The sequence below is a fragment of the Sorangium sp. So ce145 genome, assembly GCF_051525985.1.
In the GTDB taxonomy this organism is placed as follows: Bacteria; Myxococcota_A; Polyangia; order Polyangiales; family Polyangiaceae; genus Sorangium; species Sorangium cellulosum_B.
In genome coordinates this window covers 6,346,242-6,363,733 of the sequence record NZ_CP150315.1, presented here as the reverse complement: position 1 = coordinate 6,363,733, position 17,492 = coordinate 6,346,242, and the positions used below count along the sequence as shown (strand labels likewise).

The following is a 17,492-nucleotide window of genomic DNA, read 5'->3' as shown; positions in this document are numbered from 1 at the left end:
TTCTCATGTACCATGGAAAACATTCGTTCGCTCGTCCAGGCGCGCCGGGGTATCCCGGGAGTCATGAAGCTCTACCGACTCCGATATAGCCCCTTCGCCCGCAAAGTTCAGATGCTGCTCGACCTCCTGGGCCGCCCGTACGAGCTGGTCGAGGTGCCGTACGATGATCGCGACGAGCTGGCCCGCGTGACCGGCGGCTACATCTACGTGCCGGTGCTGGTCGGCGACGACGGCCGGGTGACGGTCGAGTCGCGGCGGATCTGCGAGCTCCTGCTCGAGGACCCTGCCGCCCGGCGCTTGACGCTGGACGTGCTCGAGGGCCCGGTCTGGGCGTACGCGGACTTCTGCGATGGACCGCTGGAGGACGTGTTGTTCCGAGTCGCGTCGCCGCGCATCCGCGACGCCTGGGAGCGGCCGGGTCAGCGCGCCCTGTACACGCTGATCAAGGAGCGCAAGTTCGGCGCTGGCTGTATCGAGCAGTGGGAGCGCGACACCCCGGCGCTGCTCGAGCGCGCGAAAACCCTGCTCGCGCCGACCGTCCGGACGCTGAAGCGATCGCCGTTCCTGTTCGGCGAGGCCCCGAGCCTCGCGGACGCGGCGCTTTACGGCAACCTGGCGATGTTGTTCGAAGCGGACCGGGCGCTGCCCGGAGCGCTGGCGGCGGAGCTGCCGGGGTACATGTCCCGGCTCGAGCGGCTCATCCCGTCGCGGTGAGCCTGGGCTCCCCGCCGCGCTGAGTGCCCCGCTTCGCGGGATTCACCGGTTCGGCGGTCAGGAGTCGGGCCGTGGGGTAAGAGGGCGCGCAGCCTCACGAGACTCACGATGGGCGCGCTTCGAGCTCAGATCGCTGCGCGCCCGGGAGCGCCCCGCGGCTCAGGTGCAGACGCCCTCGACGCACTCGCTGCCGCTCGGGCAGTCGCAGTCCACCTCGCAGGAGATGGCCGGCTCCGGCGGGGGCGCGCAATAGCCGCCCTCGCACGACTCGCCCTCGGCGCACTCGCACGAGGCCGCGCACGGCGTCTTGCAGATCCCCTCGACGCACGCGTCGCCGCTCGGGCAGTCGCACGCCGCCTCGCAGGCGATCTGTCCCCCTGAGGAGCTCCCGCCCGTTCCGCCGCTGCTCGCGCTGCTCTCGCCGCCGCCGCTCGCGCTGCTCTCGCCGCCGCTGCTCGCGCCTTCCTCACGGTCGTCGTCATCCGTGTCCTCGTCATAATCCGGGCGCTCGAAATCGGGAGCGTCGGGCGCGTCGATACAGTCATCGTCCCAGTCGCAGTCGTCGCTGGTCTCGATGTAACAACCGACCGTCGTCATCGAGAAAAAAGACAAAGAGAGACCGAGACCCCACTCGAAGGCCGTGCGCATGCTCATAGGTCATCACTCCTGATCAGCGATGGATCCAGGGCAGCGGCGCGGCTCGTCGGCGCGGCGCCCTCTGCCCACTCGGAGCTCCGTGCCCGCTGCCGCGCGCTCCGTTCAACGGGTCGCGCGCCTGCGCACGATCTCGACGGCCGCCGGTCCGGAGCTCCCGGGCGGCGGGGTGGACCGCGGCGCCCGATCGCGCCCCTGGCCGTAGATTTCAGCCGCCCGGACCCCCGGCGGTCGATTTTGCCCACCGGGGTTGAACGTCCCCGGCCCCTCCGGGCACGAAACCGACGCGCCGACCATGAACGCTCTTCTCCACGCCGGGCACGACGGGGTGTGCCTCATGTCGACCCGGGCTCTCCGACGCTTGTTGATGGCAAACGGGCAACGCCGCCGAGCGCGTTCGGGTGTAACGATGATGGCGCAGGGATGGACCGAGATGGGACAGAGCGAGCAGCGGATTTTCCGGGGGCACAGCCGTCCGGCGACGTCGAGCCCCCGCGCGCCGGGGAGAGGTGGCGCCCGATGAAGACCATGGCGCTCCTCATGCCGTTCTTCTTCTCCCGCGGCGCCGAGCGCGCGCAGGACGCGGAGGAGGCGCTCGTCGAGCGGCTGCGGCGCGGGGACGCCGCGGCGGTCGGCGAGGCGTACGACAGGCACTACGGCGCGGTGCGCGGGTTCGCCCGCCGCCTCACCGGCGACGACGCGTCCGCCGAGGACCTGGCCCACGACGTCTTCATCAGCCTGCCCCAGGCCGCGCAGCGGTTCCGCGGCGGCTCGTCGCTCAAGACGTTCCTCATCGCGATCGCGGTCAACCACGCCCGCCACCACCTCCGCGCGGCGGCGCGGCGCCGCGCCGCCATGGAGCGGCTCGCCCTGGAGCCGGACGAGGAGCACGCGTCGAGCCCCGAGCGGGAAGCCGGCCGCGCCGCGCTCGCCCAGGCCCTGAACCGCGCCCTCGACGCGCTGCCGACGGCGCAGCGCGTGGCGTTCGTGCTCTGCGAGGTCGAGGAGCGCAGCGCGCGAGAGGCGTCCGAGATCATGGGCGTGCCCGAGGCCACCGTGCGCACGCGGCTGTTCCACGCCAAGCAGAAGCTCCGGACGCTGCTGGAAGAGAGGGCGCCGTGAAGGAGAAGGACGACGTGCTCCGCGAGGCCTCGCGCGCGCTTCGCGCGGAGGCAGACGCGTCGCGCGCCCGCCGCGACGAGACGCGCGCCCGCGTGATGAGGAGCCTGAAGGCCCAACGCGCGCGCCGCCTCGCGGTGGTCCGCGTGGTGGTCCCGCTGGCCGCCGTGCTCGTCGGATCGGTCGCGTGGGCCTCGGCCGCGCGCTGGTTCCCGGGCGGCTGGGACGACCTCGCGTCGCGGCTCGGGCTGCGCGTCTCCGAGGCGCCCACCATGCCGCCCGCGCCGCCGCCGCAGCGCGCGCTGTCCGGGCCGCGGCACGCGGCCGAGGCGCCCGCGCCGCCCGAGGCCGAGGCGCCGGCGCCGCCCGAGGCCGAGGCGAGCGCGGAGGCGGCCGCGCCGGAGCCGCCGCCGCTGCCTGCGCCGATCGCGGAGCCCCCGATCGCACCCGCGCCGCCGCGCGCGCCGGTGCTGGCGGTCGCGCCGGTCCGGTCTGCCTCGCGCCCGGCCGCGGCCGTCGCGCCGGGCGCCGCGCGCCTGCCGACCGCGCCGCGGCCGGCTGCGGGCGATCCGCAGGCCATCGAGCGTCCGCCGGCCGGCCCCGACGCGGACGCGCTCTACCAGGCGGCGCACCGCGCGCACTTCGTCGACCGCAACCCGGCGGCCGCGCTCGACGCGTGGAACGCGTACCTGGCCGCCGCCCCGCGCGGCCGCTTCGCGGTGGAGGCCCAGTACAACCGCGCCCTCTGCTTCGTTCGCCTCGGCCGCAAGGACGAGGCGCGGCGGGCGCTCGAGCCGTTCGCGCAGGGCGCCCTCGGCGGCTACCGAAAGGACGAGTCGCGCTCGCTGCTCGAGGCGATGCGCAGCGCGGACGAGTGAACGTCGCGGCGCGTGAACGAACGCGCCGCGAGCGGGCACAGCATGGTCGATGAACTCACCCGCCCTCGCACCTCCCCCTGCGCCGCCGCGGGGCTCGCCGCGCCGTGACCGGAAGACGTCCGCGCGCAGCGCAGGCCTCCGCGCGGGCGTCCTCCTTCTGCACGCGTTCGCGGCCGCGGGCGCCCTCGCCGCGGTCACCGCGCCTCCCGCGCCTGCCCTCGCCGAGGAGCCGAGCGCCGCGGGCGTCGAGCTCGTCGTCGACGGCGCGCCGTGGACGCTCGATCCCGACGCGGTGCGCGCCGCCATCGGGCGCGAGCTCGGCGCCGACGTCACGCTGGCCCGCGCGGCGACCGCCGGGCGCTCCACGCTGGTCCTCCGCGGCGAGCCCGACGGCCGCGTCACGCTGAGCTACAGCGCCGCGGACGGCCGCCGCATCGAGCGCACCATCGACGTCCCGGAGGATCCCGATCGCGCCGCCGAGGCGATCGCCTTGCTCGCGGGCAACCTCGTCCGGGACGAGGCGGCGGAGCTCGCCGCGGCGCTCGGCAAGCGCCCGCCCGAGGCGCCGGCCGCGGCGCAGCCAGCGCCCGCGGCGCCGCCCGACGCCGGCAGGCCGGCGCCACCTCCCCGCGCCGCGCGTCCTGCGAAGGCCTCGCGCCCCGCCCCCGCGCCACCGGAGCCGCCTCCGTGCGCGTCCCCCGGTGCGACGAGCGTTCTGTTCGGCGCCGACGTCCTCCCCCTCGTCGGCTCCTCGACCTTCACCGGCACGAACGTGGTCCGCCACTACTCGCTGAGCCTCGTCGCCGGGTACACGGCGGGCACCACGGGCATCGAGCTCAGCGCGGGCGCCAGCATCTCCTCGTCGTTCCTGTGCGGGGCGCAGCTCTCGACCGCGGCCAACCTCGTGTTCGGTCCGGCGCGTGGCGTGCAGGTCACGAGCGGCGCCAACGTCGTCGGCTCGCTCCGGGGCGCGCAGATCGGCGCGGTCAACGTCGCCGCCGGTCCTGTCGCGGGCGCGCAGGTCGGCGCGGTCAACGTCGCCGCCGGTCAGGTCGACGGAGCCCAAGTGGGCATGGCCAACCTCGCCGCGGGAGCGTCCGTGGATCTGCAGGTCGGCGTGGCCAACGTCGTGGTGAGCAAGTCGACCGACGTGCAGATCGGCGCGGCCAACGTCGCCGTGGGCGAGGCGACGGACGTGCAGCTCAGCCTGGTCAACGTCGCCGCCGGCGGGTCGGCCGATCTGCAAGCCGGCCTGACGAACCTGGCCGCGGGCGAGTCGGCGGACGTGCAGATCGGGCTCGTCAACATCGCCACCGGCAAGGTGGGGGGCGCTCAGATCGGCCTCGTCAACTACGCCGACGACTCGCCGTTCTCGCTCGGGTTGTTCAACTTCATCCGCAAGGGCCGCCTGCACGTGGACGCCTGGGGGCTCGAATCCGGCATCGTGATGGCCGGCGTCAAGCACGGGAGCGACCACATCCACAACATCTACGGGATCGGCCTTCGCACGATCGGCAACCGCCCTCTCCTGGTCTCCGCGCTCGGCCTGGGCGGCCGCATCTCCATCCATCAGCGCGCCTATGTCGACGTCGACGTGCTCGGGTACACGCTCCACGAGCCCTCGACGCTCGAGCCGGCGGCCATCATCGCGCAGGCGCGCGCGCTCCTCGGCTTCCGCCTCTTCCCGGAGCTCGCGATCTTCGGGGGTCCCAGCTTTAACGTCGCGTTCGGCGGCACCCCGGCGGACGCCCGGCTGAGCCCCTACGGCAGCGCCCCCCTCGGCTCCGACGCCACCAGCACCGAGCGCGCCTGGCCCGGCGTCGTGCTCGGCGTCCAGCTGTTCTGATCCAGCCGTCGCGCTCGCCGGGGGGGCGGGTTGACGGGCGCGTGAACGAATTTACTTTTCGTTCATCGATTCATGGAGCTCGCCCGAGCGGTTGCTCGCGGCGGTCTACGTGAGCCCATCCGCGCGCTGCGCTGCCCTGACGGGCGGAGGCGCGGCGCGCCGTCCACGCAGTCCACCTGACCTTCGACCGATCCGGCACGGATGGCGCGAGCCGACCGCTGCCACAGGAGTTCGCATGAGCCAGCTTCGCAGCGGCGCCAGCGCGCCTCGTTCCCCCTTTCCCCTGCTCCCGCTCCGCACCGGCGTCCTCTTTCCCGGCACCGTGCTGACGCTCCCGGTGGGGCGCCCCCGCTCGGTGGCGCTGCTCAACGCCGTCCACGCCGGCGACGTGATCGGCGTCATCGCGCAGCGCGATCCGAAGCGCGAGGATCCGCGGCGCGAGGACCTCCACGACATCGGCACGTTCGCGCGGGTCGTCGACATCTCGCGCGTCTCGAACGGCTACCGGCTGGTGATCGAGGGGCTCGATCGCTTCGCGCTCTCGGCCCTGGTCGAGACCGAGCCGACGTGGCGGGCCGAGGGCACCCTCGCGCCCGAGTTCCTCGGCGACGCCGAGGAGGCGCGCCTGCTCGCGGCGTCGCTGCGCGAGCGCGCCCGCGAGGTCGGCCCGAAGACGGGGACCAACCTCGCCGAGATCGCCGCCACGAGCCGGGCGGAGCCGGGCGTCTTCGCGGATCAGGTCGCCGGCGCGCTCGGCCTGGCCACCGAGAAGGAGATGGAGGTGCTCTCCGAGCTCCGCGTGGTGCCGCGGCTCCAGCGGGTCGCCGGCCTGCTCGCCGAGGCGTCCGCGCTGGCGGACCTGAAGAAGAAGATCGACGGCGACGTGCGGCGCGAGCTCGGCAAGGGCCAGCGCGAGGTGATCCTCCGCGAGCAGCTCCGGGCCATCCAGAAGGAGCTCGCGGGCGGCGAGGAGGGCGAGGACGAGCTGTCGGCCCTCCGGCGGCGCCTCGACGAGGCCGGGCTCCCCGAGGAGGCGCGCGCCGTCGCCGATCGGGAGCTCCGCCGGCTCGAGTCGGTCGGCCCGCAGAGCGCGGAGCACAACGTGATCCGCACGTACCTCGAGTGGATCGCGGACCTGCCGTGGAGCGCGAGGGCGGAGGTGAAGGACGACCTCGACGCGGTGAAGGCGAAGCTCGACGAGGATCACCGCGGCCTCGACGACGTGAAGCGCCGCATCCTGGAGCACATGGCGGTGCTCAAGCTGACCGGGAAGGCGCGCGCGACGATCCTGTGCTTCGCGGGCCCGCCCGGCGTGGGCAAGACCTCGCTCGGCCAGTCGATCGCCGACGCCACGGGCCGCCCGTTCGTGCGCATCTCGCTCGGCGGCGTGCACGACGAGGCGGAGCTGCGCGGCCACCGGAGGACGTACGTCGGCGCGCTGCCCGGCCGGATCGTGCACGCGCTGAAGAAGGCCAAGGTGAAGAACCCGATCGTGCTCCTCGACGAGGTCGACAAGCTCGGCGCCGGGTGGCGGGGCTCGCCCGAGGCGGCGCTCTTGGAGGTGCTCGATCCGGAGCAGAACCGGACGTTCGTCGATCACTACCTGGAGCTCCCGTTCGATCTGTCGGAGGTCGTCTTCCTCTGCACGGTGAACGATCTCGGGGCGCTCTCGGCGCCGCTGCGGGACCGGCTCGAGGTCATCGAGCTGTCCGGCTACACGCCGGACGAGAAGATCGCGATCGCGCGGTCGCACCTCGTCCCGAAGCAGCTCAAGGAGCACGCGATCGACCCGGGGTCGCTGTCGATCACGGACGAGGCGCTCGCGGCGATCGTGCGCGACTACACGCGCGAGGCCGGGGTGCGGCAGCTCGGCCGCGAGATCAAGAAGCTCTGCCGGGCGGTCGCGCTGGAGATCGCCCGCGCGGCGGACGGCAAGGCGCCGCGCGTGGTGGTCGAGGCGAGCGATCTCGGGACGTACCTTGGCAAGGTCCGGTTCTTCAGCGACGTGGCGGAGCGGACGAGCGTCGCCGGCGTCGCGACCGGGCTCGCCTGGACGCCGGTGGGCGGGGACATCCTGTTCATCGAGACGTCGCGGATGCCGGGGAAGGGGAGGGTCGAGATCACGGGTCAGCTCGGCGACGTGATGAAGGAGTCGGCGAAGGCGGCGCTCACCTACGTGCGCAGCCACGCCATCGAGCTCGGGGTCGACACGGCGAAGCTCGAGGCGGAGGACCTGCACATCCACGTCCCTGCGGGCGGCGTGCCCAAGGACGGGCCGTCCGCGGGCGTGACGATGTTCACGGCGCTGACGTCGCTCCTCTCCGCGCGGCGGGTGCGCTCGGACACGGCGATGACGGGCGAGTGCACGCTGCGCGGGCGGGTGCTGCCGGTCGGCGGGATCAAGTCCAAGGTGCTCGCGGCGCACCGCGCCGGGATCAAGCGGGTCGTCCTGCCGCAGAAGAACGCGCGCGACGCCGAGGAGATCCCGAAGGAGGTGCGGGCCGAACTGGAGCTCATCTTCGTCGAGGACATGAGCCAGGTGATCGCGGCGGCGCTGGAGGAGGCGCCGATCGAGGCCGCGGGCACGGGCGGCGTGACCGGCGCGGCGGCGGGGGAGCCGGCGGCGGCCGCGTAGCGGAGAGAGGCTGAGCCGAGCCGCCGCGCCGGCGGGGGGCTGTGCGCGGCGGCGCGGGCTCGGAAGAAAGAACAGCAACTTCGATAGGTTGAGGCTCGTTGGCGGCCGGATGTTCTTCCAATCCGGCGCAGCGGCGAGAAGAAGCCCGAGCCCCGACGCCCGCACCTCGCCCCTGTCAATCCCCCCGGCGCGCGTGCGACCATGGCCAACCACGGCCGCCGGCCGCGCAAGACGGGGGAGCAGCCGATGACGATTGCAGGGATCGAGGGATTGTCGAACGAAACGATTCGCGGTGAGCTGGCCGCGGGGGCGCGGTTCGTGGTGTTCGAATACTGTATCTCGATCCTCATCCTCACCTTCAAGCGCAGCTCCGCCGTCCATTACATCCGGCCGGGCGAGAGCGCGCTCCTCAAGGGCCTCCCGTACACGATGATCTCGCTGCTCTTCGGCTGGTGGGGCTTCCCCTTCGGGCTCCTCTACACGCCGATGGCGCTGATCACCAACCTCTCGGGCGGGCGCGATGTGACCGCCACGATCCTGCACGGATGAGAGATGCACCTTCCGGCCGTGATGGCCGCGTGCCGGACCGAGCGAGCGCCCCGAGGTTTGCCGGTTGTAGTTCTTCTCCGCCCCGATCTCCGGTAAACGGTCCGACATGAGTTCACTGGTCCTCCCCAAGCATCGCTCGTTCCCTGGCGTGTCCGGGCCCGTCGTCGTCGTCGTCATGGACGGCATCGGCGTCGGCAAGCACAACGACGGCAACGCGGTGTGGCTCGCTCGCACCCCGCACCTGGACTGGCTCGCGGTCAACGCGCCGAGCACCACGCTCGCGGCGCACGGCAAGGCGGCCGGCCTGCCGAGCGACGACGACATGGGCAACAGCGAGGTCGGCCACAACGCGCTCGGCGCGGGCCGCGTGTTCGATCAGGGCGCCAAGCTCGTGAACAATGCCATCGCCGACGGTTCGCTGTTCGAGGGGGAGGCGTGGAGGCTCGCCATCGCGCGCGTGAAGAACACGGGCAAGCCGCTCCACTTCATGGGCCTGCTCTCCGACGGCAACGTGCACAGCCACATCGACCACCTGGCGGCGATGCTCAAGGCCGCGGACGCGGTCGGCGTCGAGAAGGTGCGCATCCATGCGCTGATCGACGGGCGCGACGTGCCGCAGACCAGCGCGCTCACCTACGTGGAGCGGATCGAGCGGGAGCTCGCCGCGATCAACGGCAAGGGCGGTCGCGACTACCGCGTGGCCTCCGGCGGTGGCCGCATGAAGATCACCATGGATCGCTACGAGGCTGACTGGCCCATGGTCGAGCGCGGCTGGAGACTCCACGTGCGCGGCGAGGGGCGTGGTTTCCCGAGCCTCGAGGCGGCGATCAAGACGCTGCGCGAGGAAGACCCGGCCGTCATCGACCAGAACCTGCCCGGCTTCGTGATCGTCGACGGCAGCGGCAAGCCCGTGGGGCCCATCGAGGATGGCTCGGCGGTGCTCTTCTTCAACTTCCGCGGCGACCGCGCGATCGAGATCACGCGCGCGTTCGAAGACCCCCACTTCGACAAGTTCGACCGCGGCCCGAAGCCGGACGTCTTCTACGCGGGCATGATGCAGTACGACGGCGATCTCCAGCTTCCGAAGCGCTTCCTCGTGCCTCCACCGGCCATCGACCGCACGCTCGGCGAGTACCTCGTCGCGGCCGGCAAGCGCAGCTACGCCAGCAGCGAGACGCAGAAGTACGGCCACGTGACCTACTTCTGGAACGGCAACCGGAGCGGCAAGTTCGACGACGCGCGGGAGACCTACTTCGAGGTGCCGAGCGACACGCTGCCCTTCGAGGAGCGCCCGTGGATGAAGGCGTCGGAGATCACCGACGCGCTCATCGCCCAGCTCAAGAGCCAAAAGCACGACTTCTACCGGATCAACTACGCGAACGGCGATATGGTGGGCCACACGGGCGTCCGCGACGCGTCCATCATGGCCGTCGAAGCGGTCGACCTCTCGATCGGGCGCCTGCTCCCGGTGGTCAAGGCGCTGAACGGCGTGCTCCTCGTCACGGCCGACCACGGCAACGCCGACGAGATGTACGAGCTCGTGAAGAAGACCGGCGCCTTCGAGACGCTCGCGGACGGCTCGCCGAAGCCGAAGACGAGCCACACGCTCAACCCGGTGCCGTTCCACGTCTATGCGCCCGGCTACACGTTCGCGATCGACACCACCGTGCAGAAGCCCGGCCTCGCGAACATGGGGGCCACCGTGCTCCACCTCCTGGGCCTCAGCGCTCCGGAGGACTACCTCCCGTCGCTGATCGCTGGCTGATACCGATCAACCAAGAGGCTTCGCCGCGCCCACCCGCGCGCCGCCGCGCACAGCCCCCCGCCGGCGCTCACGCTGTCTTGTGAGCGCCGGTCGAAGGGCGCCCGCGCGAGCTCGATGTCCATCACCGGGACGTCGCGCGGCAGAAGCAATTGCTGCGCGAGGCGTTCGCCGGGGCCGGCTGGGAGGTGCCGCGGCTGATGGCCGAGCTCGATCGGACCCCGGCGTTCTACTTCGACTCGATCACGCAGCTGCGCATGGACTCGTGGTCACGCGGGCGCGTCACCCTGACCGGCGACGCCGGCTATTCGCCCGGGCCGGCCGTCGGCGGCAGCACCAGCCTCGCGGTGGTCGGCGCCTATATCCTCGCCGGCGAGCTGGCCGCGGCAGGCGGCGACCACGCGCGCGCGTTCCAGGCCTGCGAGCGCAAGCTGGCCGACTACGTGCGTCGCAGCCGGGTGTTCGCGCTGAACGCCGCCAGGCGCCTGGTCCCGGGCAGCCGGTTCGAGCTGTGGGCGCTGGCGCAGATAGGCCGCCTGGTCAGCGTTGCGCCGCGCGGGGTGTCGCGCGCGCTGGCCAAGCTGAGCAGCCACGGGGTCCGGCTGCACGACTCGATCGCGCTCAGGGAGTACGCGCGCGCGCCGGCGGCGGTCCACCAGTCGGCTGTCCTCGCGGACAGGCCGTGACGCGGGCGGAGCCTTGTCGACCTGCTTTCGCCACGCGCGCCTCGACGAGCCGAGGCGCGCTCGCGTGCGAAGCTCAGAGCCCGGCTACGGCGATGGGGAAGCTGATCTTCGGGCTGCCATTGCCAAGGCGACCCACGCCTACCGCTCCCCAGACCGCAACGGAGCCCGTTTGACGGAGCATGACGGCGTGGCTCGTCCCGGCGCTGATGCTCACCGCGTCGGCGACGTTCGGGACTTGCGCCGGCGTCAGCGCATTGGCCACCGAGCCGTTTCCGAGCTGTGCGTTGGCGCCGCTGCCCCAGCAAAACGCGCCCCCGAGGGCCGTGACCGCGCAGGTGTGCGTGCCGCCAGCGCTCACCTGCACGGCATTGCCGAGGGTCGAGACCGGGATGGGAATGGTGACGTTCGTCGTCGCACCATTCCCGAGCTGTCCGTTGCCGCCGCTGCCCCAGCAGCTCACGGCACCCGTGCCGTGGACCGCGCACGTGTGCGCCGCCCCCGCATCGAGCGCGATGGCGTCGCTCAGCGCAGTCACCGCGACCGGCGTCGACGAGCTCGTCAAGGTGGCGTTTCCGAGCTGTCCGCTCGTCCCGGAGCCCCAGCACGAGACGGCGCCTGATGCGTGCAAGGCGCACGTGTGATAGCTGCCGGCCGTGACGCCGATGGCGTCCGTCACGTTGAGCACGGTGACGGGCGCGCTCTGCCCCGTGGTAGCCCCGTTCCCGAGCTGTCCGTCTGCCCCATAGCCCCAGCAGCGAACTTGCCCGTTCTGGCGCACAGCGCACGTGTGCAAGCTGCCCGCGCTGATCGCGACGGCGTCCGTCAGGTTCGACACCGCGGCGGGCATGTCGCTGTCCGCCGTCGCGCCGTTTCCGAGCGCGCCATAAGATCCATCCCCCCAGCACTGAACCTGTCCATTCTTAAGCAGTGCGCACGTGTAGCCAGCGCCCGCACTGACGCGAACGGCGTCGGTCACGCCCGACACGGTGACGGGGCTCGGCTGGTCCACCGTGGAGCCGTTGCCGAGCCGACCGTCGCCGCCCTCGCCCCAGCACTGGACCTCGCCGCTCTGGCGCACGGCACACGAGTGGTCTGGGCCCGCGGAGATCTCCACCGCGTCCCGCAGGTCCACCACCGAGGCCGGCAACGGCGCGGTGGCGACCGATCCATTCCCGAGCTGCCCACTGCTTGCCAACCCCCAGCAGCGGAGCTCGCCGGTGCTTCGCATCGCGCACGTGTGATGCAAGCCCGCCGCCACGGCGCGCGCGTCGCTCAGGCCCAGCACGGCAACGCCGGCCGAGCTCGAAGCAAACGTCCCCTGCCCGAGCTGGCCATCGACGCCATACCCCCAGCACCGGACGGCGCCGTTCTGGCGCAGCGCGCACGTATGGCCATAGGTCCCGCCCGAGCCCGCGTAATTGGTCGCGCTGCTCGTCTCGATGGCGACCGCATCCGAGAGGGTCAACACCGCGACGGGCGTGAACACGTCGTTTGAGGAGCCATTGCCGAGCTGGCCATTGGTCCCTCGACCCCAGCAGACGGCGCTGCCGCTCGCCCGCACGGCGCAGCTATAGTTCCAGCCGGACGATATCGTGATCGCGTCGTTCAGGCCGAAGACGGCCACGGGCGTCGACTGGTTGGAAGCAATGCCGTTTCCGAGCTGGCCATCGACGCCATGCCCCCAGCACACGACGGCGCCGGTCGCGCGCAGCGCGCAGGTATGTTCACCGCCCGCGTCGACGTCGACGGCGTCGGCGAGGTTCAAGACGGCGACCGGCGTCGTCGCGTTCGCCGTCGATCCATTGCCGAGCTGGCCCGCGCGGCCTTGCCCCCAGCACACGACGGCGCCGGTCGCGCGCAGCGCGCATGCGTGTTCGGCGCCGACATCGAGGGCCACGGCGTCGTCGAGGCCGGACACGGGGACGGGCGTCGTCGTCCTCGTGGTGGCCCCGCTCCCGAGCCCGCCCGCATCGCCAGCGCCCCAGCAGACGACGGCGCCGGTCGCGCGCAGCGCGCAACCGTGGTGGTCGCCCATCCCGACGGCGACGGCGTCGTTCAGGTTCGAGACCGGCGTCGGCGTGCCCGTCGAGATCGTGGTGCCATTGCCAAGCTCGCCGCTCGAGTTGTTGCCCCAGCAGTAGACCTTGCGGTCCACAACAGCGCACGTCGTGAGCTTTTGCGCGCTGAGCGGGTTCCTTTCACACACGCCGTCCTCGATCCAGAGCCCCTCGACGCACGTCGTCGACTGGACCCCGCCGGGACACGTCGCGAGCGCCACCTCGTCGTCGACGCACTCGTCGGGATCGATGCACGCGCCGGTGTCCACCCACGCGCCCTGCGTGCAGCTCTGCTGCCGATCGCCGCGTCCATTGAGCCCGCACGGAACGTCCTGCGTCGTGCCGTTCGTGCAGACGTCGGGGTCGACGCAGGCGCCATCGTCCTGCCACTGGCCATTCGCGCAACGCTGCGGCTTCGTGCCCGCGCCGTTGTATCCGCAGCCGGCCTGCTGCGTCGTGCCGTTCGCGCAGGCGTCGGGGTCGACGCAGGCGCCGTCGTCCTGCCATCGGCCTCCGGCGCAGCGCTGGGGCTTCGAGCCTGCCCCGTTCAACCCACAGGCGCTCTGCTGCGTAGCGGCGTTCGTGCAGACGTCGGGATCGACGCAGGCGCCGTTGTCCTGCCACTGGCCCCCGGCGCAGCGCTGGGGTCTCGCGCCCGCTCCGTTCAGCCCGCAGGCGATCTGCTGGGTCGTGCCGTTCGTGCAGACGTCGGGGTCGGCGCAGGCGCCATCGTCCTGCCATTGCCCTGCCGTGCAGACCTGCGGCTTCGTGCCCACCCCGTTGAAGCCACACGTCGCCTGCCGGGTCGTGCCGTTCGTGCAGACGTCGGGGTCGACGCAGGCGCCATGATCCTGCCAGTGCCCCGCGGTGCAGACCTGGGACTGGGCGCCGGCCCCGTTGAGCCCGCAGGCGATCTGCTGGGTCGTGCCGTTCGTGCAGACGTCGGGGTCGGCGCAGGCGCCATCGTCCTGCCATTGCCCTGCCGTGCAGACCTGCGGCTTCGAGCCCGCCCGGTTCAGCCCACAGGCTGCCTGATGCGTCGTGCCGTTCGTGCAGACGTCCGCATTGACGCAGGCGCCCGGCTGCCAGACGCCGCCCGTGCAGACCGAGGTCGCCGTCCCGGCGCCGTTGTGGCCGCAAGGCTCGCTCTGCTGGGCGTCGTCGACGCACTCGTCCGGATCGTCGCACGCGCCCTCGTCGACCCAGACACCGTCGGTGCACACCTGCGTCTGCTCCCCGTTTCCATTGAGGCCACACGGGACGCTCTGCGACGCGCCCGCGGTGCAGCCGGGGCCTCCGCCGCTGCCGCCTTCGCCGCCCGCGCCGCCTGCCCCGCCTGAACCGCTCGTGCTGGTTGCCGCGCTGCCGCCGGTCCCGCCCGGGTCGCCGCTGCTCGTGCTGCTGTCGCCTGGCTCGTCGCCGCACGCCACGGTTACGAGCGCGACGAGGGCGACGAACATCCGCGCGAACAGCGCTCGACCCGCACCTCGCGCTGATACAGCCCTGTTCCCGTCGATGCGAGAGCGCCGTCGAGTGTCCAATGCAATCCTCCGTCTGGCCGTGATAAGCGTCACAGGAAACTACAGAATTTTCTTCCTCGTTACACCACATCTCTGTTGCGGCAGCACGCGAGGACGCGTCCCAGTGGTCCGGGGGGACCGTGCCAGCAGGTTATGGACGCTCGCCAGCAGGTCCGGAGCCCTTGCCAGCACCCGCTGGTGCAGCTCCCCGAGCTGCTGGCCGCGCTCCCGATCCGCTGATCCCGCTCCCCAGCTCCGCCGGGTCGCGTCCCGGAAGCGCTGGTGCAGGTCCCCGGTGACGCAACCGTGCTTTCCGGTGCGTCGGGCGCTGCTGGTGCGCGCCGAGCTCTGCTGTCGTGCTACGACCGCCCATTGGCCACGATATCCACACTGACCACCACCCCCAACGGAGGTAGGTTATGGGAATCGAACTATCACAAGAGCAACTCGCGGTCCTGAAGGAGACCCGCGCGGTCGGGACCCCTGCGGAGTTTCAGGCCCTCCTCGAACAGGCGTCCAGAGCTCGACCGCATCGTCCGCGAGGTCATGGAGCCGAGTCAGCCCATCTCGACGACCCTTACGGAGGACCAGGCGTTCGTCTTCGAGCCGGACGTCGCCGATCTGATCTGGACCGGAAGATCCCGTAGCTCTCAGCGAGCGCGGTAGATGCGGAGCACGGTGATCGTCCGCGCCTCGCGCTCGATCGTGAGCACCACGTCGTGGAAGCCCGCGCTGAGGAGGTAGTAGGGCGCCTCCCACGCGAGCTCGCCTTCGCCCGTCTCCGCGAAGCGAACGACCGCCCGGTCGATCATGAAGGCCGAGTGCATCGGCAGCCTGTAAAACGTCTCCAGCGCTGGGAAGCTCCAGACGACGCGGAAGCTCATCCGCCTTGCCCGCGGGCCAGCTCCTCCAGGGCTTGCGGCAGATCCTCGTGAGCGACGAGGCGCGCACGGCCCGCCGCGATGCCGGCGACGTCCCGATCGAGCTCGGCGCGCTGCTCCGGCGTGAGCCTCTGCACACGCGCCGCGCGATCGATGGCCGCGAGGATGGGGTCGCTCGGCGAGGAACCGGGCCGGGTAGACATGGGTTCAGCCTGGATCAGAAGGGGGTGGGGTTGCAAGAACGCGCGCCTCTGGCGCGAAGCGCAGGATCTGTGCCCGCACGGCGGCCGTCCATCCGGCGTCTGGTCAGCCGACGTTCTCGAGGCTCCCCTCCGCCGCTGTCGACAGCGCCGCGCCCTAGAACAGCTCCCCGATGCGCCGCAGGAAGCCGCCGCTCGAGAAGAGCGCGCGCATCCCCCGCTTGAACCAGCTGTACGACGACGCGGTGTAGGGGAACCAGGTCGGGTCCTTCGACCCCAGCGCGATGCGGTCCGCGTTGATGTGCTTGACGTCGCACATCTGCCGGAGCCCGTCCTCGCCCATCACCCGGCCGAAGCCGCTCTGCTTGACGCCGCCGAACGGCGCGTCGGGGAGGGCGCCGTTCATGAGCACGTCGTTCACCAGCACGCTGCCGGCCTGCAGGCGCTCGGCGAGCCGGCGGGCGTGATCGGTGTCCTCCGAGAAGACATAGGCGTTGAGGCCGAGGTGCGACTCGTTCGCGAGGCGGATCGCCTCCTCCTCGGTCGCGACCTGCATGAACGGCACGACCGGCCCGAAGATCTCCTCGGTCATCACCGTCATCGCATGATCGCAGCCGGCGATGATCGTCGGCTCGAAGAACTGGCCCTGCCCCGGCGCGCGCTTGCCGCCGGCCTTCACGGTCGCCCCCTTGTCGACAGCGTCCTTGATGTGCCGCTCGGCGACGTCGATCTGCGGCGGGAAGATGATCGCCCCCACGTCGACGAACTCCTTGCCCGGATCACCCTGGTTCAGCCCCTTCGTGATCTCGACGGTGCGCTCGAGCAGGCGATCGTGGATCTCGCGGTGCGCATAGACCCGCTCCACCGCGACGCACACCTGCCCCGCGTTCGCGAAGCCGCCGAAGACGATCGCCTGCGCCGTGCGCTCGATGTCCGCGTCCGCGCAGGCGATGAGCGGCGCCTTGCCGCCGAGCTCCATCACGCACGGGATGAGGCGCTCGCCGCAGGCGGCGGCGACCTTCCTCCCGGTGCCGACGCTGCCGGTGAACAGGAGCATCTGGATGCCGCTGTCGATGAGCGCCGCGCCGGTCGGCCCGTAGCCGGTGACGACCTGGAACAGATCCTCGGGCATGCCCGCGCCGTCCCAGATCTCCTTCTGCTTGAGCGCGATGAGCGGCGTCACCTCGCTCGGCTTGAGCACGGCGGCGTTGCCGGCGACGATCGCCGCGAGCACGTCGCGCAGCGCGAGCTGGAACGGGAAGTTCCACGGCGAGATCACGCCGACCACGCCGCGAGGGACGTAGTGGACCCAGCTGCGCCGGTGCTTGAAGAGGTGGAGCTTGATCTCGTGCGGCTCGAGCGCCTTCGGGGCGATCTGCGCGAAGTACGTCGCCATGTCCGCCGCGACCAGGACCTCGTGCAGCAGCGCCTCGTGACGCGGCTTGCCGCACTCGCGCGAGAGCAGATCGACGATCTCGTCCGTGCGATCGACGATGGCGTCGCGGAAGCGCAGGACGCGCTGGCAGCGCTCCTCCACGGGCAGCGCCCCCCACGCCTCCTGCGCGCGCCGCGCCCGGGCGACCGCGGCACGCACCTCCTCGGCGCTGGTGTTCGGGGCCTCTCCAAGGAGCTCCCCGGTCGCGGGCGCGTAGCTGCGGATCGCCGCGCCCCCGTGCCCGTTCATGCCAGGACCGCTGCCATTGCCCCCGATCGGGCGTTCGCTCACCACCTGACCCATGTTCGATCCCTCCGCCTGTCGAGCCCGCGTCGCTTGCCGGATGGCCTCCGTGGCTCGCTGCTCGACGCCGGGACCCTACCCTTCCCGAGAAGGTACAGCAAATGAGCATTTGCGCTGTTTCCCGATGAATCCCGACGATCCTCGGCGTGCTCGCGGTCGATCCGGCCCACCGACATCCGCTGTTGCGCTGCGGACAAATGGTGAGCACACCGTGGTTGCGCCAGGGGGGACCGGCGCCGCAGGCCGCGCCGGT

The 17,492-nt window shown here is 71.8% G+C and carries 12 protein-coding genes and 1 pseudogene; 8 read left to right on the top strand and 5 right to left on the bottom strand.

Features of this window, described 5'->3' with window-relative positions; genetic code table 11:
* Positions 1–12: 12 nt before the first annotated feature.
* A complete protein-coding gene (locus tag WMF34_RS23290; RefSeq protein ID WP_437994581.1) occupies positions 13–714 on the top strand; it encodes a glutathione S-transferase family protein in 702 nt (233 codons plus the stop codon).
* A gap of 159 nt (positions 715–873) precedes the next feature.
* On the opposite strand, the gene WMF34_RS23285 is transcribed toward WMF34_RS23290, so the two are convergent.
* Entirely contained in the window at positions 874–1,368 is a 495-nt protein-coding gene (locus WMF34_RS23285; RefSeq protein WP_437994580.1) for a hypothetical protein, read from the bottom strand.
* 519 nt (positions 1,369–1,887) lie between these two features.
* Between WMF34_RS23285 and WMF34_RS23280 the strand changes: the two genes are divergently transcribed.
* The 7 genes and pseudogenes from WMF34_RS23280 to WMF34_RS23250 all read left to right on the top strand — a co-directional run.
* A complete protein-coding gene (locus tag WMF34_RS23280) occupies positions 1,888–2,490 on the top strand; it encodes an RNA polymerase sigma factor (RefSeq protein WP_437994579.1) in 603 nt (200 codons plus the stop codon).
* The gene (locus WMF34_RS23275; protein ID WP_044965538.1) at positions 2,487–3,365 is read left to right on the top strand and encodes a tetratricopeptide repeat protein; all 879 of its coding nucleotides are present in this window, start codon (positions 2,487–2,489) and stop codon (positions 3,363–3,365) included. Before WMF34_RS23280 ends, WMF34_RS23275 begins: the two co-directional genes overlap by 4 nt.
* Positions 3,366–3,414: 49 nt before the next feature.
* Positions 3,415–5,211, top strand: a complete 1,797-nt coding sequence (locus WMF34_RS23270; RefSeq protein ID WP_437994578.1) for an LA_2272 family surface repeat-containing protein — start codon at positions 3,415–3,417, stop codon at positions 5,209–5,211.
* Between the two features lie 235 nt (positions 5,212–5,446).
* Positions 5,447–7,846, top strand: a complete 2,400-nt coding sequence (lon, locus tag WMF34_RS23265; protein ID WP_437994577.1) for an endopeptidase La — start codon at positions 5,447–5,449, stop codon at positions 7,844–7,846.
* Between the two features lie 246 nt (positions 7,847–8,092).
* Complete coding sequence (locus WMF34_RS23260) at positions 8,093–8,395, top strand: hypothetical protein (protein ID WP_012237135.1); 303 nt, start codon at positions 8,093–8,095, stop codon at positions 8,393–8,395.
* A 106-nt stretch (positions 8,396–8,501) separates the two neighbouring features.
* Positions 8,502–10,160, top strand: coding sequence for a 2,3-bisphosphoglycerate-independent phosphoglycerate mutase (gpmI, locus tag WMF34_RS23255; RefSeq protein ID WP_012237134.1), 1,659 nt, complete (start codon positions 8,502–8,504; stop codon positions 10,158–10,160).
* A gap of 107 nt (positions 10,161–10,267) precedes the next feature.
* Positions 10,268–10,843: pseudogene (locus WMF34_RS23250) on the top strand (FAD-dependent oxidoreductase); the annotation flags it as partial.
* Between the two features lie 73 nt (positions 10,844–10,916).
* Here WMF34_RS23250 and WMF34_RS23245 read toward each other — a convergent pair.
* From WMF34_RS23245 to WMF34_RS23230, 4 genes are all read right to left on the bottom strand, one after another.
* On the bottom strand, positions 10,917–14,360 hold the full coding sequence (locus WMF34_RS23245; RefSeq protein ID WP_437994576.1) for a hypothetical protein: 3,444 nt from the start codon (positions 14,358–14,360) through the stop codon (positions 10,917–10,919).
* Positions 14,361–15,070: 710 nt separating this feature from the next.
* Positions 15,071–15,304 carry a hypothetical protein gene (locus WMF34_RS23240; RefSeq protein WP_437994575.1) on the bottom strand — a complete coding sequence of 78 codons (234 nt, stop codon included), beginning with the start codon at positions 15,302–15,304 and terminating at the stop codon, positions 15,071–15,073.
* Complete coding sequence (locus WMF34_RS23235; protein ID WP_437994574.1) at positions 15,301–15,504, bottom strand: hypothetical protein; 204 nt, start codon at positions 15,502–15,504, stop codon at positions 15,301–15,303. The genes WMF34_RS23240 and WMF34_RS23235 overlap by 4 nt, the downstream gene beginning before the upstream one ends.
* A 154-nt stretch (positions 15,505–15,658) precedes the next feature.
* Positions 15,659–17,227 carry an aldehyde dehydrogenase family protein gene (locus WMF34_RS23230; RefSeq protein WP_231865020.1) on the bottom strand — a complete coding sequence of 523 codons (1,569 nt, stop codon included), beginning with the start codon at positions 17,225–17,227 and terminating at the stop codon, positions 15,659–15,661.
* Positions 17,228–17,492: the final 265 nt, after the last annotated feature.